This window comes from Acidovorax sp. GW460-11-11-14-LB4 (assembly GCF_059423685.1).
This window is the reverse complement of the sequence record NZ_JBWKYJ010000007.1, coordinates 31,415-52,707: the sequence shown is the minus strand read 5'-3', so window position 1 is coordinate 52,707 and position 21,293 is coordinate 31,415. Positions and strand designations below refer to the sequence as shown.

The 21,293-nt window shown below is 66.2% G+C and carries 19 protein-coding genes; 6 read left to right on the top strand and 13 right to left on the bottom strand.

Going from position 1 to position 21,293, the window contains the following annotated elements:
• Both AC07X4_RS05155 and AC07X4_RS05150 read left to right on the top strand, forming a co-directional pair.
• Positions 1-1,068 carry a putative bifunctional lysylphosphatidylglycerol flippase/synthetase gene (locus AC07X4_RS05155; protein ID WP_494739447.1) on the top strand — a complete coding sequence of 356 codons (1,068 nt, stop codon included), beginning with the start codon at positions 1-3 and terminating at the stop codon, positions 1,066-1,068.
• 189 nt (positions 1,069-1,257) lie between these two features.
• Entirely contained in the window at positions 1,258-2,976 is a 1,719-nt protein-coding gene (locus AC07X4_RS05150) for an NAD(P)/FAD-dependent oxidoreductase (RefSeq protein ID WP_494739446.1), read from the top strand.
• A gap of 34 nt (positions 2,977-3,010) precedes the next feature.
• Here AC07X4_RS05150 and AC07X4_RS05145 read toward each other — a convergent pair whose 3' ends face one another.
• Positions 3,011-4,354, bottom strand: coding sequence for an amidohydrolase (locus AC07X4_RS05145; protein ID WP_056059323.1), 1,344 nt, complete (start codon positions 4,352-4,354; stop codon positions 3,011-3,013).
• 122 nt (positions 4,355-4,476) lie between these two features.
• Here AC07X4_RS05145 and AC07X4_RS05140 point away from each other — a divergent pair, with 122 nt between their 5' ends.
• Positions 4,477-5,541 carry a GlxA family transcriptional regulator gene (locus AC07X4_RS05140; RefSeq protein WP_121941963.1) on the top strand — a complete coding sequence of 355 codons (1,065 nt, stop codon included), beginning with the start codon at positions 4,477-4,479 and terminating at the stop codon, positions 5,539-5,541.
• A 182-nt stretch (positions 5,542-5,723) separates the two neighbouring features.
• Here AC07X4_RS05140 and AC07X4_RS05135 read toward each other — a convergent pair whose 3' ends face one another.
• From AC07X4_RS05135 to AC07X4_RS05110, 6 genes are all read right to left on the bottom strand, one after another.
• Positions 5,724-7,298 carry a methyl-accepting chemotaxis protein gene (locus AC07X4_RS05135; RefSeq protein WP_494739445.1) on the bottom strand — a complete coding sequence of 525 codons (1,575 nt, stop codon included), beginning with the start codon at positions 7,296-7,298 and terminating at the stop codon, positions 5,724-5,726.
• 229 nt (positions 7,299-7,527) lie between these two features.
• Complete coding sequence (gene htpX / locus AC07X4_RS05130) at positions 7,528-8,406, bottom strand: protease HtpX (protein WP_056745306.1); 879 nt, start codon at positions 8,404-8,406, stop codon at positions 7,528-7,530.
• 185 nt (positions 8,407-8,591) lie between these two features.
• The gene (locus AC07X4_RS05125; protein WP_099731249.1) at positions 8,592-9,365 is read right to left on the bottom strand and encodes a DUF3025 domain-containing protein; all 774 of its coding nucleotides are present in this window, start codon (positions 9,363-9,365) and stop codon (positions 8,592-8,594) included.
• Positions 9,350-10,390, bottom strand: coding sequence for a dihydroorotase (pyrC, locus tag AC07X4_RS05120; RefSeq protein ID WP_108499027.1), 1,041 nt, complete (start codon positions 10,388-10,390; stop codon positions 9,350-9,352). The genes AC07X4_RS05125 and pyrC overlap by 16 nt, the downstream gene beginning before the upstream one ends.
• Positions 10,391-10,520: 130 nt before the next feature.
• Complete coding sequence (locus tag AC07X4_RS05115) at positions 10,521-11,510, bottom strand: Bug family tripartite tricarboxylate transporter substrate binding protein (RefSeq protein ID WP_099731250.1); 990 nt, start codon at positions 11,508-11,510, stop codon at positions 10,521-10,523.
• A 43-nt stretch (positions 11,511-11,553) separates the two neighbouring features.
• The gene (locus AC07X4_RS05110) at positions 11,554-12,735 is read right to left on the bottom strand and encodes a M20 family metallopeptidase (protein WP_494739444.1); all 1,182 of its coding nucleotides are present in this window, start codon (positions 12,733-12,735) and stop codon (positions 11,554-11,556) included.
• 99 nt (positions 12,736-12,834) lie between these two features.
• Between AC07X4_RS05110 and AC07X4_RS05105 the strand changes: the two genes are divergently transcribed.
• A complete protein-coding gene (locus AC07X4_RS05105) occupies positions 12,835-13,755 on the top strand; it encodes a MurR/RpiR family transcriptional regulator (RefSeq protein ID WP_055400817.1) in 921 nt (306 codons plus the stop codon).
• A gap of 107 nt (positions 13,756-13,862) precedes the next feature.
• Here the strand turns inward: AC07X4_RS05105 and AC07X4_RS05100 are convergent, their stop codons facing one another.
• From AC07X4_RS05100 to AC07X4_RS05075, 6 genes are all read right to left on the bottom strand, one after another.
• Positions 13,863-14,600 carry an amino acid ABC transporter ATP-binding protein gene (locus tag AC07X4_RS05100; protein ID WP_056059339.1) on the bottom strand — a complete coding sequence of 246 codons (738 nt, stop codon included), beginning with the start codon at positions 14,598-14,600 and terminating at the stop codon, positions 13,863-13,865.
• Between the two features lie 40 nt (positions 14,601-14,640).
• The gene (locus AC07X4_RS05095) at positions 14,641-15,306 is read right to left on the bottom strand and encodes an amino acid ABC transporter permease (RefSeq protein WP_056059987.1); all 666 of its coding nucleotides are present in this window, start codon (positions 15,304-15,306) and stop codon (positions 14,641-14,643) included.
• Position 15,307: 1 nt separating this feature from the next.
• Positions 15,308-16,066, bottom strand: coding sequence for an amino acid ABC transporter permease (locus AC07X4_RS05090; RefSeq protein ID WP_056059340.1), 759 nt, complete (start codon positions 16,064-16,066; stop codon positions 15,308-15,310).
• A 108-nt stretch (positions 16,067-16,174) separates the two neighbouring features.
• A complete protein-coding gene (locus tag AC07X4_RS05085) occupies positions 16,175-17,074 on the bottom strand; it encodes an amino acid ABC transporter substrate-binding protein (RefSeq protein ID WP_056745312.1) in 900 nt (299 codons plus the stop codon).
• Positions 17,075-17,191: 117 nt separating this feature from the next.
• The gene (locus AC07X4_RS05080; RefSeq protein WP_099731252.1) at positions 17,192-18,088 is read right to left on the bottom strand and encodes an amino acid ABC transporter substrate-binding protein; all 897 of its coding nucleotides are present in this window, start codon (positions 18,086-18,088) and stop codon (positions 17,192-17,194) included.
• Between the two features lie 181 nt (positions 18,089-18,269).
• Positions 18,270-19,202 (bottom strand): LysR family transcriptional regulator, encoded by a 933-nt coding sequence (locus tag AC07X4_RS05075; RefSeq protein WP_056059345.1) that lies wholly within the window; start codon positions 19,200-19,202, stop codon positions 18,270-18,272.
• A gap of 217 nt (positions 19,203-19,419) precedes the next feature.
• On the opposite strand from AC07X4_RS05075, the gene AC07X4_RS05070 reads away from it, so the two are divergent.
• Together AC07X4_RS05070 and AC07X4_RS05065 are read left to right on the top strand one after the other, a co-directional pair.
• Positions 19,420-19,983: a TRAP transporter small permease gene (locus AC07X4_RS05070; protein WP_056059347.1), complete on the top strand. Its 564-nt coding sequence runs from the start codon at positions 19,420-19,422 to the stop codon at positions 19,981-19,983.
• Positions 19,980-21,278 (top strand): TRAP transporter large permease, encoded by a 1,299-nt coding sequence (locus AC07X4_RS05065; RefSeq protein WP_056745317.1) that lies wholly within the window; start codon positions 19,980-19,982, stop codon positions 21,276-21,278. Before AC07X4_RS05070 ends, AC07X4_RS05065 begins: the two co-directional genes overlap by 4 nt.
• Positions 21,279-21,293: the final 15 nt, after the last annotated feature.

Below are 21,293 nucleotides of genomic sequence, written 5' to 3'. Positions count from 1 at the left end.
ATGGCCACCCCTACGCTGCACGCGGACACCCAGGCGGGCGGCGCCACCGACGCCCTGCAGGCGCCATCCCGCAGAAGCAGCAACCGCAACACCACCAGCGGCTGGCGGCGTTGGCCGCAGCAAGCCTGGTGGCCCTGGCTCACACGGGGGCTCGCCCTCGCCTTCTTTGCGGTGGTGGCCGGGCTGATTTTTCGGCAGGCACGCACGGTGGACTGGCCCGCCGTGCTGCAGGCGCTGCGCGACCTGCCCACCACCGCACTGGCGCTGGGCGGCGCGCTGGCGCTGCTGAGCCACTTCACCTACGGCAGCTTTGACTGGGTGGGGCGTCATTGCAGCGGCCACCGCCTGACGCGCGGCACCACGCTGGCGATTGCCATGACGAGCTATCCGTTCACGCTCAACCTGGGCTCGCTGATTGGCGGCGTGGGCGTGCGCTACCGGCTGTACGACCGGCGCGGTGTGGACCCCGGCACCATCGGCCAGGTGGTGGGCACCAGCATCGTGACCAACTGGGTGGGCTACCTGATGCTGGCAGGCGTGCTGTCATGGCTGTGGCAGCCACCGGCATTGGCCGGGTGGACGGTAGCGCCCTGGCAATGGCACTTGGGCGGCACGGTACTGGGCGGCCTGCCGCTGGCCTACCTGGCACTGTGCGCGGTGCGCAGGGGCCGCGCGCTCACGCTGCGCGGCCATGCGTTTCCGCTGCCGCACTGGCCCGTGGCACTGTGGCAAATCGCGGCATCGGCCACCAACTGGATGCTGATGGGCGCCGCACTGTGGACGGTGCTGCAACACCAGGTGGCCTACCCCGCCGCCCTGGCCACCGTGCTGCTGGGGGCCGTGGCCGGGCTGGTGCTGCGCGTGCCTGCAGGCCTGGGTGTGCTGGAGGCCGTGGGCGTGGCGCTGCTGGCCACCGACGCATTGGGGCAAGAACAGGTGCTGGCGGCACTGCTGGCCTACCGGGCGCTGTACTACTTTGGGCCGTTGGTACTGGCCGCCATGGCACTGGGTGTGACCGAGCTGCGCTGGCGCCAGGGGCCTGCGCAAGGCATGCAACGCACTCCGTAGTCAGAATTTCAGCCAAAAGTGCCAGATGCGCTAGTGCATATTGACTTTATTGCTATTATTTTTTCATAGCCTTGCCGCCCGATACCCCGGTAACTCGGTCCGACAGGGGTTCCGCCCGCTGCGCGGACCCCGTATCATCCCGGCCCCACGCCATTGCTTTTCGCCCGATCGACACGGGCCCGCAAGACCATGATCCGACTCTCCGAAATCCGGCTGCCGTTCACCGTGGCCGAAGCCCCCGAGGCGCCCCTGCGCGCCGCTGCCGCCCAAATCCTGGGCCTGGCTGACGCCGACATTGCCCACCTGCACGTCTTCAAGCGCAGCTTTGACGCGCGCAAGGCCGACCTGCTGGCGGTCTACATCGTGGACATCACGCTGGCCCAGCCTGAGCGCGAAGCCGCGCTGCTCGCAAAGTTCGCTGGCAACCCGCACATCCAGCCCACGCCCGACATGGCCTGGCACCCCGTGGGCCAGGCGCCTGCCGAGCTGCCCTTGCGCCCGTTGGTGGTGGGCTTTGGCCCCTGCGGCATCTTTGCTGCGCTGGTGCTGGCGCAGATGGGCTTCAAGCCCATCGTGCTGGAGCGCGGCAAGACCGTGCGCGAGCGAACCAAGGACACCTGGGGCCTGTGGCGCAAGCGCGAGCTGCATGCCGAAAGCAACGTGCAGTTTGGCGAGGGCGGCGCCGGCACGTTCAGCGACGGCAAGCTCTACAGCCAGATCAAGGACCCGCGCCACCTGGGCCGCAAGGTGATGAACGAGTTCGTCAAAGCTGGTGCGCCCGAAGAAATCCTGTATGTCGCCCACCCGCACATCGGTACCTTCAAGCTGGTGAAGGTGGTGGAAAACCTGCGCGAGCAGATCATTGCGCTGGGCGGCGAGATCCGCTTTGAGCAGCGCGTGACGGATGTGGTCATCGAAGGCACAGGCGGTGCGCGCCACCTGCGCGGCCTGAAGGTGCTCAACCAGGCCACGGGCGAGACCACCGATCTGCGTGCCGACCACGTGGTGATGGCGCTGGGCCACAGCTCGCGCGACACATTTGCCATGCTGTACCAGCGCGGCGTGGCCATGGAGGCCAAGCCGTTTTCCATCGGTTTTCGCATCGAGCACCCACAGGGCGTGATCGACCGCGCCCGCTGGGGCCGACACGCCGGCCACCCGCTGCTGGGCGCAGCCGACTACAAGCTGGTGCACCACGCTGCCAACGGCCGCGCGGTGTACAGCTTTTGCATGTGCCCCGGTGGCACGGTGGTGGCCGCTACCAGCGAACCCCACCGCGTGGTGACCAACGGCATGAGCCAGTATTCGCGCAACGAGCGCAATGCCAATGCGGGCATGGTGGTGGGCATCGACCCCCGCGACTACCCGCAGGACGCGCAGGCGTTTGAAACCCACCTGGGCCAGACCTACGGCGTGGAGGCCCTGCCCGCCGGGCAGTTCCACCCCCTGTCGGGCAGCGTGCTGCAGCGCCAGCTCGAATCGAATGCGTTTGTGCTGGGCGGGCGCGACTACAGCGCACCGGGTCAGCTGGTGGGCGAGTTCATTGCGGGCAAGCCTTCGACCCAGCTGGGCAGCGTGGAGCCCTCGTACAAGCCCGGCGTGGCCCTGGGCGACCTGCACGCCGCCCTGCCCGGCTACGCCATCGAGGCGCTGCGCGAGGCACTGCCCGTGTTCGGCCGCAAGATCAAGGGCTTTGACATGCACGACGCGGTGCTGACGGGTGTGGAGACGCGCACCTCGTCGCCGCTCAAGATTGGCCGTGGCGACAACTTGCAAAGCCTGAACACGCCGGGTCTGTACCCGGCGGGCGAAGGCGCCAGCTACGCGGGCGGCATTCTGTCCGCCGGCGTGGATGGCATCAAGGTCGGCGAGGCCGTCGCCCGGAGCCTGCTGGGCGCAACGGGCTGACCTGCCTCCTGACGGTGCCGGCCCGTGGCACCGCTTACTTGCGCTGCAAAAAGTCCACGGCCAGCGCCGCCAGCGAGCGGGCGCCCACGGGCAACTGGTCTTCGTCGATGTCGAACAGCGCAGAGTGATTGGGCGGGGCCTTGGCAAAATCCTTGCCCTTGGGTGGCGCACCCAGGAAGTAGAAGAAGCCCGGCACGACCTTCTGGAACTCCGAGAAGTCCTCCGACCCTGCCACCTTCGGGATCACCATGGTCTTGCCGCCCATGGCCAGGTTCAGCGCGGGCAGCGAGGCCTGCGTGAGCGGCGCGGGGTTGGTGGTCACGGGGTAGGCCACGGGGCCAAAACGCACGCTGGCCTTGGCACCGCTGGCGGCGGCAATCGACTCGGCCGTGGTGGTGATGCGCTTGAGCGCTTCCTGGCGCATGTCTTCGTCAAAGGTGCGCAGCGTGCCCATCATCTCCACCTTGTCGGGGATGATGTTGTAGCGGGTGCCGCCCTGGATCTGGCCGATGGTGACCACCGCCGGCTCCTGGCTGATATTGAGCTGGCGGCTCACCACGGTCTGCAGGCCCATCACCACCTGGCTGGCGGCCACGATGGGGTCGATGGTGGCCCACGGCGACGAGCCATGGCCGCCACGCCCTTCCACATGGATGGTGATGTTGTCAGACCCGGCCATCAGCGGGCCGCTGCGGTAGCCCACCACGCCGCCAGGCAGGTTGGAGGTGATGTGCAGCCCATAGATGGCCTGCACGTCCTTGAGCGCACCGGCTTCGATCATGGCCTTGGCGCCGAAGCTGGGCACCTTGCCGTTGGCGTCGGGCTCCACGGGCGCGCCCTCTTCGGCGGGCTGGAAGATGAACTTGATCGTGCCCGGCAGCTGCGCCTTCATGCCCGCCAGCACCTCGGCCGCGCCCATCAGCATGGCGGTGTGGGCGTCATGGCCGCAGGCGTGCATCACGGGCACTTCCTTGCCCAGGTAGTTGGCCTTGGCCTTGCTCGCAAACGGCAGGCCGGTGTTCTCGGGCACGGGCAGGGCATCCATGTCAGCGCGCAGGGCCACCACCTTGCCGGGCAGGCCACCCTTGAGCGTGCCCACCACGCCGGTGCCGCCCACGCCGGTCTGCACGTCCATGCCCAGCTTCTTCAGGTGCTCGGCCACGAGCTTGGCCGTGCGCACTTCCTGGCCCGAGAGTTCGGGGTGGGCATGGATGTCACGGCGCCAGTTGACCATCTTGGGCGCCACGGCCGTCACGGCGGCATCGATGGCCTGCAGGCCGGCGGCGTCCAGGGCCTGGGCCTGGGCGGACGATGCGAACGTCAGCCCGCTGAGAAGCAGGCCGGTGGCCAGCGAGATGGCAGAGAGGGGTTTGTGCATGAGACAGATCCGTGCAGGAAGTGAAAACAAAAAGGAACGCGGCAAAAAACGCACGTTCATGCTAAGAGCCCACCCCACGCTGCAGACAAGCGAAAATGGCCATCCACAGAGCCAATATCGCCATGCCCCGTTCTTCTGTCCCCTCTGCGACGGCGCCGGTTTTTCGCATCGACATCCCGCTGCTGCCCGAATCGGCGGTGGGCAACGCACTGCAGTTCATCGACCTCTTGCGCAGCGCCAATCTGCTGGCCGGCTTGCGGGGCGGCGCTGGCTCGCCCCGTCTGGCCTGGCGGCTGCTGGACGCCCAAGGCCAGCCGCTGGCGCACCAGCCGGGCCCGCTGGCGGCCTACACGCAGCCCACGGCGGCACCTGCCGAGGGGCCGGCATTCGCCTGGTTCATCCCCTCCTTCCACGCCGCCGACATCCCCGCCATCCGCAGCGTGGCGTCGCGCCACCGCGCCCTCTCGCGCCAGATCGGCATTGCGCTGGATGCCGGGCACAAGGTGCTCACCGTCGGCAACGGGGCCTGGCTGGCGGCGCAGAGCGGGCGCCTGCAGGGCCGCCGCTGCGGCCTGCCGTGGTTCTACCTGGCCGGGTTTGAGCGCGACTTTCCCGACATCGACCTCGATGCAGGCCACGACCTGACCGACGACGGCCCCTGGCTCAGCTGTGCGCTGCCCCACAGCCTGGGAGAAATGGCCATCGCCCTGGTGCGCCACGCACTGGGCGACGCGCTGGCCCAGACCTGCGCCAGCGTGCTGCGGCCCGACCACGAACGCGCCCGGGCTGCGCTGCAGGCCAACGCGCAGCAGCACATCCCAGCGACGCGCGACAGCACCCTGGCCCGCGCCATGGCCTGGATGGAGACCCATCTGGACGAGCCCTATTCGCTGGCCCGGCTGGCTGAGGCGGCGGCGGTGAGCCCGCGCACTTTGCTGCGGCACTTTCAGCTGGAGCTGTCGCAGTCGCCGCTGGACCACCTGCACAGCCTGCGCTGCGCACGCGCCAAGGTGCTGCTGGAGGTGACGCTGGAGAGCGTGCCCAGCATTGCCACGGCCTGCGGCTATGCCGACCCGGCGGCGTTCCGGCGCATCTTTGTGCGCTACACCGGCATGGCACCGGCCGAGTACCGCAAGCGCCATGCACTGCGCGCGCCGCGCAGGCGCTGGCGGGTGGATCTGACGTGAAAGCCCGGTGTACTCTCGCCTAGTGTGCTGTCCCGCAAATAGCTGCACGAAATGAAATCGATGGCATCGCGCCCAGGGCAAGGCGCAAACCGCAGTGATAGCCGTAGCTATCGCGAGGATTTGCAACGCAGCCCTGGGGGTGAGGACGCGACTTCATGTGCAGTTATTTGCGGGATAGCACACTAGCGAGGCAGCGCGCTGCCCGAAGGCAGGCGGAACGCCTCCACCAGCTCGGCCAGCTGCTGCGCCTGCACCCGCAGGCCCTGCGCGGCGGCGGAGGATTCTTCCACCAGTGCGGCGTTCTGCTGCGTCATCTGGTCGAGCTGCGAAACCGCCTCACCCACCTGGCTCAGGCCCGTGGTCTGCTCGCGCGCCGCAGTGCTGATCTCGCCAATGATGGTGGCCACCTGCTGCACCGAGTTCACGATCTCGCCCATGGTGCCGCCTGCCGCGTGGACCAGCTGGGTGCCCTCGTCCACCTGCCGCACGCTGTCGCTGATCAGCCCCCCGATCTCCTTGGCCGCCGTGGCGGAACGCTGCGCCAGGCTGCGCACTTCGCTCGCCACCACCGCAAAGCCCCGCCCTTGTTCGCCAGCACGGGCTGCCTCCACGGCCGCATTCAGCGCGAGGATGTTGGTCTGGAACGCAATGCCATCGATCACGCTGGTGATGTCGGCAATGCGGCGCGACGACAGCGCAATGCCGTCCATGGTGCCCACCACGCGGTCCACCGCCTCACGCCCGCGCTGGGCAACGCTGCTGGCGCCAGTGGCCAGGGTGCTGGCCTGCGCTGCCGCGTCGGCGCTGTGGCGCACCGTGGCCAGCAGCTCCTCCATGCTGGCGGCGATCTCTTCGAGGTTGGATGCGGTCTGCTCGGTGCGGGCCGACAGGTCGCTGTTGCCTGCCGCGATCTCGCTGCTGGCACCGGCCACCGAGGTGCTGGCCTGGCGCATTCCCACCACCAGCTCGGCCAGCCGCGCCTGCATGCCCCCCAGGCGCGCCAGCAGGGCCTGCAGCTCGTCGCGGTTGCCCGCCTGCGGCGCGGGCACGGGGGAAGTGAGGTCGCCTTCGGCAATGCGGTCGGTCACCTCGGACGCATGGGCCAGGGGCTGCAGGATGGAGCGCGATAGCAGCCAGGCGCAGGCCAGGCTCAGCAGCAAGCCCACCAACGAGCCCGCCGCCAGCAGCGTGATGCCCTGGCTTTCGCTGCGGGCGGCAGCGGCACGCGCTTCGGCCACACGCTGGCGCTGGTATTCGGCCAGCTTGTCCACGGCTGCGGCGTAGGCGTCTGCCGCAGGACGCAGCTGCTTGGCAATGGCGTCGGGCGGCAAGGCCTCGCCCGCCTTGCGGCGCTTGACGAGGTCGTCCCGCACCGTGCGAAAACCGTTGCCCGCCTTGTCGATGGCATCGAACAACGCCTGGGATTCCGGGTCTGCCGCCAGCTCGTCCAGGCGCTTGCGGACTTCGGACGAGCGGGCCGAGGTGGTCTTACGGTCGGCGTCGATGCGCGCCGCGTAGTCGGGGTTGTTGTCGATCTCCAGCAGCGTTTCGGCGCGGGCGGAGCTGAGCACCACGATGGCGTGCAGCTCCCGCGCCAGCAGCGCGCGCTCGGACGACGCACCGCCCAGGTCGTCCGCAATGTCCTGCAGCCCGGCCAGCCGCCAGATGCCCACCGCCGCCGACAGGGACATGACGAGGCAGACCACCCCAAAAGCCAGGGCCAGGCGGACAGCAACACGTGCGTGGGAGATGGACATGGGAGGCTCTCGTGAGGGTGAATGGGGCAACGCGGGACTGCCGCTGGGGGTGGCAGGCGTTGGGAATGTATCGACAAAAGGTTACAAGTCCTTGAGCCGGCCCACAACAGGCCACACCCTGCCGGAGCGCCAAAGCAACAGCCGCCACGCACCAACAAAAAGGCCGCCACAGTGCAAGACTGTGGCGGCCTTCGGGGCCGATCAGGCGTTGCGCCTGAGGCGGTTCGGTTTATTGCTGCTGTGCGTTTTGCAGCGCAGCAATGCGCTCTTCGATGGGCGGGTGGGTGCTGAACAGCTTGCCAATGCCACCGGCGATGCCCATGGCCGCCACGCTCTTGGGCAGCTCGCCGGGGTGCATGCCACCCAGGCGGGCCAGCGCGTTGATCATGGGCTGGCGGCGGCCCATCAGCTGGGCAGCGCCCGCGTCGGCGCGGAACTCGCGCTGGCGGCTGAACCAGGCCACGATCATCGCGGCCACAAAGCCCAGCACGATGTCGAGCACGATGGTGGTCACGTAGTAGCCGATGCCGGGGCCCGAGCTGTTCTCGTCGTTCTTGCGCAGGAAGCTGTCCACCGCGTAGCCGATGACGCGCGACAGGAACACCACAAAGGTGTTCATCACACCCTGGATCAGCGTCATGGTCACCATGTCGCCGTTGGCGATGTGGGCCACTTCGTGGCCGATCACGGCCTCGACCTCGTCGCGGGTCATGCCCTGCAGCAGGCCGGTGGACACCGCCACCAGGGCGGAGTTCTTGAACGCGCCCGTGGCAAACGCATTGGGGTCGCCTTCAAAGATGCCGACTTCGGGCATGCCGATCTGGGCCTGGTCGGCGAACTTGCGCACGGTCTCGACGATCCAGCGCTCGTCGGGCGAGCCGGAGCCGTCGATCACGCGCACACCCGAGGTCCACTTGGCCATGGGTTTGCTGATGAGCAGCGAGATGATCGCGCCGCCAAAACCCATGATGAGCGCGAAGCCCAGCAGCGCGCCCAGGTTGAGCCCGTTGGCCGTGAGGTAGCGGTTCACGCCCAGCAGGCTGGCCACCACCCCCAGCACGACAACGACGGCCAGGTTGGTCATCACAAACAAAAGGATCCGCTTCATGGAATGGTTTCTCCGTGGGGTAAACAACAACGAGTGTTTGCTGGCTCAGATGGGGGCCGGGGGCGCCGCTTCAAGCGCCAGTCTCCAGGCGGCGAGGCCGTGGCAGCCCCCATGGCCGCGATTTCATCGCGCTATGGTAGGTGCAAACCCCGGCTGGGGCCTTATCACACAAGCCTTGGCGGGAATTACGAAACCGCCGCGGCCCGCAAGGGCCGGAACACCTGCGCATCGGCATAGAAGCCCGGCGCTGCATTGGCCGGCCACCAGCCGGGCACGCCCAGCACGGGCAGCGGCGTGAAGGGCTTGCTGGACCATGCCGAGGCCTCCACCTGCCCTGCCAGCCACGCATCCACCTCCGCTATGGAATCAATAGCTGCCGGCGCATGAAATACGTGCGCCACCATGGGTTTTCGCGGAAAAACCAGCTTTTCGAGCAGTGCGTGCCCGAACAGCACCAGCCGGGCCTGGCCCCACAGCGGGCGCAGGTCGATGAACAGGCGCTGCCAGTCCCTCGCCCGGAGCGCATCCCATAGGGCATCCGGCGCCTGCAGCAGTGCGCCGTTTTCATCAAACACCGTGAGTGCATCGCGCAGCGGTCCGCGCACGGCCTGCACGCCATCGGCGGCGATGGCCTGGGCCTGCAGCTGGTTCAGGCGCCGCTTGGTGTGCGGAAACCGCAACCACACCAGGCCGTTGAAAAAGTCGTGCAGGTTGTCGCGCGTGGGCACGCGGCGGGTGTCCCAGATGTACTGCTCGTAGGCGGTGCCTTCGGGCAGTGCGGACTGGGGCACAAAAACCACGGGAGCACCCTGCGGCGCTGCGGTCTGCAATGCCTGGTGCACCGATGGGTCATCCTGCAGCAGCTGCCGGGCCAGGGGTTGGCCCAGGCCGCGCCACGGCGCCAGCCAGGGGGCGCTCCAGTCGATGGCGTCGAAGGGCGGACTTACACCAGCCGCCACGGCAGGGCTTCACCGGCGCGCAGGGGCTTGAGTTCGGCCTCGCCAAACGCAAAGCTGTCGGGCGGTGTCCACGACTCGCGGCGCAGGGTGATGGTGGTGGTGTTGCGCGGCAGGCTGTAGAAGTCCGGGCCGTGGAAGCTGGCGAAGCCTTCGAGCTGGTCGAGCGCACCCGCGTTGTCGAACGCCTCGGCATACATCTCGATGGCCGCGTGGGCGGTGTAGCAGCCCGCGCAGCCGGTGGCGTGCTCCTTGAGGTGCGCCGGGTGCGGTGCACTGTCGGTGCCCAAAAAGAACTTGCTGCTGCCGCTGGTGGCGGCCTGCACCAGGGCCACGCGATGGGTCTCGCGCTTGAGCACTGGCAGGCAGTAGTAATGGGGGCGCACACCGCCGATGAAGATGGCGTTGCGGTTGTACAGCAGGTGGTGCGCGGTGATGGTGGCGGCGGTGAAGCGGTCGGCGCTGGCCACGTAGTCGGCCGCGTCCTTGGTGGTGATGTGCTCGAAGACGATCTTCAGCTCGGGGAAGTCGCGGCGCAGCGGGATGAGCTGCTGCTCGATGAACACGGCCTCGCGGTCGAACAGGTCAATGTCGCTGCTGGTCACTTCGCCGTGCACCAGCAGAAGCATGCCGGCCTTCTGCATGGCTTCCAGTGTCTTGTAGGTCTTGCGCAGGTCGGTCACGCCCGCGTCGCTGTTGGTGGTGGCGCCTGCGGGGTAGAGCTTGCAGGCCACCACGCCTGCGGCCTTGGCACGCACGATTTCTTCGGGCGGGAGGTTGTCGGTGAGGTACAGCGTCATCAGCGGCTCAAAGCGCATGCCTGCGGGCACGGCGGCCAGGATGCGCTGCTTGTAGGCCAGGGCCTGCTCGGCCGTGGTGACCGGTGGGCGCAGGTTGGGCATGATGATCGCGCGCCCGAACTGGGCGGCGGTGTGGGGCACGACGGTGTGCAGGGGCTCGCCGTCGCGCACATGCAGGTGCCAGTCGTCGGGGCGGGTGATGGTGAGGGTTTGGGGGGCTGCAGTCATGGGCGTCATTGTCCCATTGCGGACATGCCGCCTCCAAACGCTCTCAATTTCATAGCTGGCGAGGCATATGTTCGTAGCGCTACCGCGTGAAATGGCTCACCACGGTAGCGCCAGAGGCAGATTTGCCGGTTTATTCGGCGGTGATCCCTGCGCGTTTGACGACCGCGCCGAACTTCACCATCCGGTCCGCCATCATTTTTTCGAACGCGGCGGGCGACATCTCTTCCGGCACGATCACACCCCGGTCCTTGAGGTTGGCCACCATGGCGGGCGATGTGGCCACTTGGCGCACGGCCTTGTACAGCGTCTGCACCACCGCATCGGGTGTGCCCGCAGGCGCGGCCAGGCCTGTCCAGGAGGTGAGGTTGAGCTCGGGGTGGCCCACCTCGGCCATGGTGGGCACATCGGGCAGTTGCGGCAGGCGCTGGTCGGCCGCCACGGCCAGGGCGCGCACCTTGCCCGCCTGGATGTGGGGCAGCATGATGACCAGGTTGTCGAGGATGAACTGCACCTCGTTGCCCAGCACGCCCGTGATCAGCGGCGTGCCCCCACGGTAGGGAATGTGCGTGGTGAACACGCCCGTGGACACCTTGAGCATTTCCACATTGAGCTGGCCCATGCTGCCCACGCCGCCGCTGCCGTAGTTGAGCTTGCCCGGGTTCTTCTTGGCGTAGTCGATGAACTCCTTGAAGGTCTTGAACGGCAGGCTGCTGTGCACCACCAGCGCGTTGGGCTGGCGGCCCAGGATGGCGATGTTCTCAAAATCCTTGACCGGGTCGTAGCCGATCTTGGGCTGGGTCAGCGGGTTGGCCAGGTGGCTGCTTTGCGATGACACGACCAGGGTGTAGCCATCGGCCTTGGAGCGCGCCACATACTGCGCGCCCACCGAGCCACCGGCGCCGGCGCGGTTTTCCACCACGATGGGCACGCCCAGCACGCGCGACAGCGGCTCGGAATACTGGCGCGCCATGATGTCCACCGACCCACCCGGCGGGAAGGGCACCACCAGCGTGATCGGGCGCGAAGGGAACTTGTCTTGCGCCATGGCGGGCAGCGCAGCGAGGCCAGCAAGGCCCAGTCCGGTGGTCAGAAGGTGGCGACGGGAAGGTGTGGTGTGCATGACGATCAAAGAACTCAAAAAAGGGGCGGGAAGGTACAAAAAATCAGGGGTGTGCCAGCACGGCCAGCGCCACGGCCTGCGCGCGTGGCACAAAGGTGGACAGCTCGCAGTACTCGCGTTCGGTGTGTGCGTGGCCGCCCACCGGGCCCGTGGCGCACAGCGTAGGCACGCCCACCGATGCGGTCAGGCCGCTGTCGGCCGCGCCGCCGGTGAACTCGCCTTGCACCTCAAAGCCCAGCGACCGCGCGCCTTGCTGGTACAGCGCCAGCAGGTCGTCCGGGGTGGGCTTCATGGGCAGGGTGCGGCGCGTGGTGGTGATGCGGCCCTGAGTGCGGGGCACGGACTCTTCTTCGACGATGGCACGCACGCGCTCCAGCAGTTCGTCGGGGTCGGTGTCGGCGGTAAAGCGCAGGTCCACCTCAGCGCGGGCGTGGGGCGCCACCATGTTGGGCACGATGCCCCCTTGCACCACGCCCACGTTGCAGGTGACGCCCGTGGCCGGGTCGGTCAGCGCATGCAGCGCCAAGGTCTTGCGGGCCAGGGCTTCGATGGCGCTGGCGCCAGCGGCGTGGTTGATGCCTGCATGCGCGGCCACGCCCTGCACCTCGAACTCCACCACCATCGAGCCCTTGCGGCTGGTGACCACGTTGCCGCTGACACGGCCCGGCTCGGCGTTGAACACCACACGCGCCCCCCGCACGCGGGCCATGATGAGGTCACGCGTGGCGGGCGAACCGATCTCTTCATCGCACGAGAAGAACAGGTGCAGCGGCGCCTGCAGGCCGCCGCAGCGCGCAAAGGCCTCGGCCACAAACACGTTGAGCACCAGGCCGGACTTCATGTCGGCCACGCCTGGGCCGTAGGCGCGCCCCGCTTCTTCGCGGTAGGGGCGCTTGGCCACGGTGCCATCGGGAAACACCGTGTCCATGTGCCCCATGAGGATGATGGGCGCGCCACCGGCTGCAGCGCCCTCTGCCGGGTTGACCTGCGCATGCAGCAGCACGCCATAACCGGGCACGGGCTCGAACTGCACCGGCACACCGGCCGCCTGCAGGCGCTCGGCCAGGGCATGGGCCACGGCTGTCACGCCCGCCTCATTGCGGCTGCCGCTCTCGATATTGACCACTTTTTGCAACAGGTCTTGCATGGACTGCTGCTGTCTGGCCAGCCAGTCCAGGACCTGCGCACGCACCGGCAGCAGACCTTCGTTCAGGGTATTGAGCATCGTTGTCCTTGGGCAAGCCCCAGGTAGGGGCAAAATTTGGGCCGCAGTGTTGCACGCGACCCGGGGTTCTGCAACGTATTTTGCACGAATGAGAATTTTATGAAATCATCATTGCACGAATCCAGCGCCTTGCTGACCGAGCGGCTGGCCCGCCAGGACGCCGACCTGACCGCCAGCGAACGGGCGCTGGCCGAGGCCCTGGGGCGCGACTACCCCCACGCACTGCTGGAGTCCGCCACCGCCCTCGCTGCGCGCACTGGCACCAGTGCATCGACCGTGGTGCGGCTGTTTGCCAAGCTGGGCTACGGCAGCTATGCCGAGGCCCAGCGCGAGGCGCGGGCCGAGGTCACCGCCCTGCTGCAAACGGCGGGGCAGCGCGCGCCGGTCACCATCGGCACCCGGCGCAGCCTGCAGCAGTGCGTGGACGACGCGCTGCTGCACGACCAGCACAACCTCACCACCACGCGCGACGGACTGGACATGGCGGCCTTCGAGGCCATGGTGGCACGTATCGCACAGGGCAAGGGACGCATCTTTGTGCTGGCGCAGATCAACAGTGCCCCGGTGGCCGCCTGGCTGGCGCTGCACCTGAACATGTGCCGCCCGGGCGTGCACGAACTGGGGGCTGGCGCGGTGGACGCCACCGACCAGCTGCTGTGGATCCAGCCCGAAGATGCCTTGCTGGTCTTCAGCATCCGCCGCTACGCCAGCGGGCCGGTGAAAGTGGCGCAGCGCTTTCGCGACGCGGGGGCCCAGGTGCTGGCCATCACCGACAGCGCCGCTGCGCCCTTGGCCGCGCTGTCCCACCACCGGCTGCAGGTGCGCACGTCCAATGCGTCGCCGTTCGACTCTTACACCGCCGCGTTTTTCCTGTGCAATGCGCTGGTGTCGGCCGTGGCCCAGCTGCGGCACAAGGCGGTGTCCGAGGCACTGAAGCGGCGCGACGATCTGTGGACGGATTTCGAGTCGCAACTCATCGTGGAAAGCCCCTCGCCAGCCGGTCGGCGGAGCAAGCGTTAGCCTGCGCGCGGCAGACGTTCAGCCTTGGGTAGCCCCATGAAAAAAGCGCTCCGGAGAGCGCTTTTTTTGTAGCCCCCAACCCTTGCGGCAGGGGGGGCAAGCACCGTTCAGTGCTGCAGGATCTTGTTGAGGAAGTCCTTGGTACGCGGCTGGCGTGCGTCGGGGTTGTTGAAGAAGTCGTCCTTGGAGCAGTCTTCCAGGATCTTGCCGCCCACGTCCATGAAGATCACGCGGTTGCTCACCTTGCGGGCAAAGCCCATTTCGTGGGTCACGCACATCATGGTCATGCCTTCGTTGGCCAGGCCCACCATCACGTCCAGCACTTCACCGACCATTTCGGGGTCGAGCGCGGATGTGGGTTCGTCGAACAGCATCACGATGGGGTCCATGCTCAGCGCGCGCGCAATGGCCACGCGCTGCTGCTGGCCGCCCGAGAGCTGGCCGGGGAACTTGTCCTTGTGGGCGATCAGGCCCACGCGCTCCAGCATCTTGAGGCCGCGCTTCTTGGCGTCGTCCGCGCTGCGGCCCAGCACCTTGATCTGCGCAATGGTCAGGTTGTCCGTCACCGACAGGTGGGGGAACAGCTCGAAGTGCTGGAACACCATGCCCACGCGGCTGCGCAGCTTGGGCAGGTTGGTGCTGGGGTCATGCAGCTTCACGCCATCGACCGTGATCTCGCCCTTCTGGAAGGGTTCGAGCGCGTTGATGGTCTTGATGAGTGTGGACTTGCCAGAGCCCGAGGGCCCGCAGACCACGACCACTTCACCCTTGTTGATGGTGGCCGAGCACTCGTTGAGCACCTGCACCGGGCCATACCACTTGGATACGTTTTTGAGTTCGATCATTTCTTTTTCCTCAATCCAATCTCTTTTGCACCAGCCTCGATCAGCGGATGATCGCGATCTTCTGGTGCAGGCGCTTGACCGCCCAGGACAGCGCATAGCACATGATGAAGTACAGAACCGCAGCGGCCAGGTACGCCTCGATCGGACGACCAAAGTTCTTGCCCGCCACTTCAAAGCCCTTGAGCATGTCGTAGGCGCCAATGGCGTAAACCAGCGACGTGTCCTGGAACAGAATGATGGTCTGGGTGAGCAGCACGGGCAGCATGTTGCGGAACGCCTGGGGCAGCACCACCAGCTTCATGTTCTGGCCGTAGGTCATGCCCAATGCCTGGCCGGCGTACACCTGGCCGCGTGGGATGGACTGGATGCCAGCGCGCATGATTTCGCTGAAGTACGCTGCCTCAAAGGCAATGAAGGTGATGACTGCAGACACTTCCGCGCCAATGGGGCGGCCGATGATGGCAGGCACCAGCAGGAAGAACCACAGGATCACCATCACCAGCGGAATGGAGCGCATGCCGTTGACGTAGATGGTGGCGGGCACATCCAGCCACTTCTTGCCTGACAGGCGCATGAGTGCCAGCACGGTGCCAAACAGCACGCCCCCGATGGTGGCCACCAGCGTGAGGATCAGGCTGAAGTACAGCCCCTTGAGCACGAAGTTGGAGATCAGGTCCCAGTTGTAGAAGGAGAAATCGAGATTCATGTCAATGCCCCCCTCCGGCCGCGCCACTCACGACCATGCCAGGGATGCGTGCGCGTTTTTCAATGAAGGCCATGATGCGGTTGATCGCAAACGCCGAGATGATGTACAGCGTGGTCACCGCCAGATAGACCTCGATGCCGCGCGAGGTTTCTTCCTGCGCCTGCATGGCGAACATGGTGAGTTCGGCCACCGACACGGCAAACGCCACGGACGAGTTCTTGAAGATGTTCATCGTCTCGCTGGTCAGCGGCGGAATGATGATGCGAAACGCCATGGGCAGCAGCACATAGCGGTAGGTCTGGAAGGTGGTGAAACCCATGGCCATGCCGGCATACCGCTGGCCGCGTGGCAGGGCCTGGATGCCCGAGCGCACCTGCTCGGCGATACGTGCCGAGGTGAAAAAGCCCAGCGCCAGCACCACCAGCGCAAAACCGGGCACGCCCCGCAGCACCGGGAACAGGCTGGGCAGCACGTGGTACCACAGGAAAATCTGCACCAGCAGCGGAATATTGCGAAACAGCTCGACCCAGGCATTGCCCAGCCGAACGATCATCGGGCGATCCTGCAAGGTGCGCAGCGTACCGATGAATGAACCCAACACAAGCGCCAGCAGCAAGGCCAGCAGCGAAACGGACACCGTCCAGCCCCAGGCCGACAGCATCCAGTCCAGGTAGGTGATCTCGCCGCCTTTGCCAAAGCAGCCCTGCACCACATCCCGGTCCATGGTGTCCTGGCAGAACACCTGCCAATCCCAACTCATAGGAGCACCCCTTTAATTTTTGGTTTTGCGCTGGGGGACCCACTGGGCCGACCCAACAAAAAAGCCCCTTCAAACCAGCTGGCCGAAGGGGCACAAGCGTTACAGAGCTTACTTCTTGGCGTAGTCTTCCATGGGCTTGTCGTTAGGCGATGCCCAGGCTGCCTTGGTAGCGTCGGACATCGGCAGGCCGATCTTGGTGTTGGTCGGTGGCACGGGTTGCATGAACCACTTGTCGTACAGCTTGGCCAGCGAGCCGTCGGCAATCTGGCGCTTGATGGAGTCGTCCACAGCCTTCTTGAACGCGGGGTCGTCCTTGCGCAGCATGCAGGCGATGGGTTCCACCGACAGCACTTCGCCCACGATCTTGTAATCGGCAGGGTTCTTGGACTTGGAGATGTTGGCAGCCAGGATGGAGCCGTCCATCACGAACGCGTCAGCACGGCCGGTTTCCAGCATCAGGAAGCTGTCGGCGTGGTCCTTGCCGAACACTTCCTTGAAGTCGATGCCGCCAGCACGTTCGTGCTTGCGCAGGGTCTGCACGGAGGTCGTGCCGGTGGTGGTGGCCACGGTCTTGCCGTTCAGGTCCTTGATCGAGGTGATGCCCGAGTTGGCCTTCACCACGGTGCGCACTTCTTCCACATAGGTGGTCACGGCAAACGCCACGTCCTTTTGGCGGGCGGCGTTGTTGGTGGTGGAGCCACACTCCAGGTCCACGGTGCCGTTGGTCACCAGCGGAATACGGTTTTGCGAGGTCACGGGCTGGTACTTGATATCCAGCTTGGGCAAGCCCAGTTGCTTCTGGATGTCGTGCAGAACGATCTCGCCCATTTCGGTGTGGAAACCCACGTACTTGCCGTTGCCCAGCGTGTACGAAAGACCCGAAGACTCGCGCACGCCCAGCGTCACGCTGCCGGAGGCCTTGATCTTGGCCAGAGTGTCATTGGCCTGGGCAAATACGCTGCCTGCAGCCAAGGCGGTCACGGCAACCGCGAGCAAATGTTTCTTCATAGGGATCTCCTTGTGTTGAAAACGAAAAAGGGGGGGATTTTAGAGACAGGGGCCAGCCGGGGGTAACCGGTCAGGACCGCACTCCAAAAAGGGGTAGCACGCAACCAGGGATATTAGTCAGAACGGGACCTGGTCGGTAGGGTATTTCCAGAAGTCGCGCAACAAGTAACTGACCGGCAGGCTCAGCACGGTGTTGTTGGGCGGAATGGCCTTGTTGAACCACTTGTCGTAAATCGGGTAAATCTCGCGGCTGGTAATCAGGCGGCGCATTTCCTCGTCCACCAGCTTTTTGAACTCAGGGTCGTTCTTGGGCAGCATGATGGCCAGTGGCTCGGTGGTCATGAAGCGGCCCACCACCTTGAGCGCCTTGGGGTCGGGCCGCCCGGCCGCCAGGCCGTACAGCAGCACGTCGTCCATCACAAACGCATCGGCCTCACCCTTCTCGACCATCTCGACCGCCTTGGCATGGTCGGGGGCTTCGACGATGGTGATGCCCATCAGGCGCTCGCGGTTGGCCTGGTCGGCCGCCTTCAGGGGCGTCGTGCCCTTGGTGGACACCAGCTTCTTGCCGTTGAGATCCTCCACCCTGTCGATGGTGCTGGAGGACTTGACCAGCAGCCGCGCGCCGGTGATGAAGTGGGGGATGGTGAAGGCCACCTTCTGGCGCCGCTCGGCGTTGTTGGTGGTGGAGCCACACTCCATGTCGGCCTTGCCCTGCTCGATCATGGCGATGCGGTTGGCCGGCGTGACAGGCACCAGCTCGATCTCCATGTCCTTCTTGCCGGTCTTCTTGCGCACCAGCTCGGCCATGCGCAGGCACAGGTCCAGCGCATAGCCCACAGGCTTGCCCGACTGGCTGTCGACGTACGAGAAAGGCACCGAGGATTCACGGTAGGCAATGACCAGCTTGCCACCGCCAGCCACGCGCTCCAGCACGCTGGCCTGCGCAGACGCACCGACCGCACAGCACAGTGCTGCGAGGCCCCAGGCCAATCCCCAATGCTGAACTTTCATACGATGCCTCTGTGAAGGAATGAACCGGGTTTGCAATCTTCGTGCCACCGTGGGGCCCTGCCAAGGCACACGCTGCTATCCACCGATCCGGCGATGGCGCAGACTGTACGTGTCGTTACGGTGAAATTCCAATGCCGTTTGCGCGCACAACTATGCAAAGTGTTTATGTCCGTATTTACCCTTAGCATGAGGCCGCTTGGGCCTGCAGGTAGGTCCACAGCGCCTGCGCCGTGCCTTTGGGGGTGTCCTTGCCATTGGGCTTTTCGCGGTAGGCGCGCACATCCATGGTCATCTGCAGGCCTTCGGTGTCGGGGGGCGCGGCGCTGACCAGGCGGCGCGAGCGCAACTCCTTCTTCACGGCGCTGTGGGGCAAGAAGGCCACGCCATGCCCTTCCAGCGCCATGGCCTTGAGACCTTCGGCCATATCGGTCTCGTACACGCGCTCCAGATGAATGGGCGTCTGCGATTGTTTGAGGATGAGTTCGGTCACCCGCCCCAGGTAAGCGCCGGGCGCATAGCCCAGGTAGGGCAGCGGCTGGCCTGCGCGGCCGGGCAGGCGGTGCACGGGCTGGCCCTCGGCGTCGGCCTTGCTGTAGGGCGACAACACTTCCTGACCCAGGCTGACCATCTCATACCGATCGGCATCGAGCTGAAAGGGCTGCGAGGGGTGGTGGTATGCGATCAGCAGGTCGCACCCGCCTTCGACCAGGCGCATCACCGCGTCGTGCACATTCAGCGCAATCAGGCGGCTTTTGAACGGGCCGAACTTGTCGTGCAGGCTGGACACCCAGGCCGGGAAGAACGTGAACGCCAGCGTGTGGGGCACGGCGAACTCGATCATGTCCTTGCCTGCGCTGGTGTGCGCGCGCAGCATGGCACGCGTGTTCTGCAGCGACTGGAGCATTTCCAGGGCCTGGTCGTACAGGGTCTTGCCGGCCGGGGTCAGCCGGGTGGGGTAGGAGCTGCGGTCCACCAGGTCAGTGCCGGCCCAGGCCTCCAGCGCCTGGATGCGCCGCGAGAACGCTGGCTGGGTCACATGCCGCAGCTGCGCTGACCGGCTGAAGCTGCGGGTTTCCGCAAGACTGACGAAATCTTCAAGCCACTTGGTTTCCATCGGTGCATTATCCGCGCGCGGGCTACACCGTGCTGGCCGCTGGCATGAGGGTTTACACAGTGCTGACGCGGCGCACCAATGGTGTGCATGCATAGCAACCCATCGCATAATAGAAAGCGGCGCCTACAGCGCTCCGCGTCGAGGCCCCTGGTGCACAACACTGCCGGGCAGGGCGACCCGCATGCTCCCGTGTTTGTTCTCCTCCTTCCCCTGCCCCATGTCCTCCTCCTCCCCCCAAGGGCCTGCGACCGACGCACTGCCCGGCGCCGCGAGTCCCGAGGCCGAGCCCCGCTCGCTGCGCCTTGAAGACTGGCTCACCGTCATCGTCATGGCGGCCCTCGCACTCATCACATTTGCCAACGTGCTGGTGCGTTACTTCACCAACTCCTCGTTCGCCTGGACAGAAGAAATCTCGGTGTTCCTGATGATCGCGCTGGCGCTCATCGCAGGCTCGGCCGCCGTGGCACGTGACCAGCACATCCGCATCGAGTACTTTGCCGAGGGCGGCTCTGCCCTGCGCAGCAAGCGCCTGTCCATGCTGGGCGCGGCCACCGTGGCCCTGCTGTTTGGCGTCATCGCCGTCCTGAGCGTGCGCGTGGTGTGGGACGACTACAGCTTTGGCGAAACCTCCCCCGGCATCGGCGTGCCGCAGTGGTGGTATTCGATCTGGCTGCCCGTGTTCTCTGCGCTCATCACGGCACGCGCCATCGGGCTGTTCATCCGCCGCAGCCGCGGCGCGGTCAGCGATGCCGCCCCGGCGCACAAGGATGCGCAACCATGATCGCCACGCTGCTGTTTGTGGCCTTTCTGGGCCTGATGTTTGTGGGCGTGCCGATTGGTGCCGCGCTGGGCCTGGCCGGAGCCGCCGCCATCGCGCTGGCCAATGCCGACAGCCAGTGGTTCGGCCTGCTGGCCGTGCCGCAGAACTTCTACGCCGGGCTGGGCAAATACCCGCTGCTGGCCATTCCGATGTTCGTGCTGGTGGGCTCCATCTTCGACCGCTCGGGCGTGGCGCTGCGCCTCGTGAACTTCGCCGTGGCCATCGTCGGGCGTGGCCCGGGCATGCTGCCGCTGGTGGCCATTGCGGTGGCCATGTTCCTGGGCGGCATCTCGGGCTCGGGCCCGGCCAATGCCGCCGCTGTGGGCGGGGTGATGATCGCGGCCATGTCGCGCGCGGGCTACCCGCCCTCGTTCTCGGCCAGCGTGGTGGGGGCCGCCGCGGCCACGGACATCCTGATCCCGCCCTCGGTCGCGTTCATCATCTACTCGGTGCTGGTGCCGGGCGCCTCGGTGCCCGCGCTGTTTGCGGCCGGAATGATCCCCGGCATCCTGGCAGGCGTGGCGCTGATCGTGCCCGCCGTGTGGATGGCGCGCAAGCACAAGATGGGCGCGCTCGAAGCCACCATGCCCCGCCCCCCATTCTGGAAGAGCCTGCGCGAGGCCACCTGGGGCCTGGCCGCACCGGTGCTGATCCTGGGCGGCATGCGGGCCGGTTGGTTCACGCCGACGGAAGCCGCCGTGGTCGCGGTGTTCTACGGCCTGTTCGTGGGCATGGTGATCCACCGCACGATTTCTGTGCGCGACCTGTTCCCCATCTTGCGCGAATCGGGCGAGCTGTCCGCCGTGATCCTCATCGTGGTGTCGCTCGCGGGCATCTTTGCGTATTCGCTGTCCACGCTGGGCGTGATCGACCCGGTGGCCAACGCCATCGTGAACTCGGGCCTGGGCGAGTACGGCGTGCTGGCGCTGCTCATCGTGCTGCTGATCACGGTGGGCATGTTCCTTGACGGCATCTCGATCTTCCTGATCTTTGTGCCGCTGCTGCTACCCATCATGCAGCACTACAAGTGGGACCCGGTGTGGTTTGGCGTCATCCTCACGCTCAAGGTGGCTCTGGGCCAGTTCACCCCGCCACTGGCCGTGAACCTGATGGTGTCTTGCCGCATTGCCGGTGTGCGCATGGAATCGACCGTGCGCTGGGTGGGCTGGATGCTGTTCGCCATGTTCCTTGTGATGGTGGCCGTGATCGCCTTCCCGCAACTGGCCCTGTGGCTGCCCGCCAAACTGGGCTACTGACCCCTTGCCGACGAA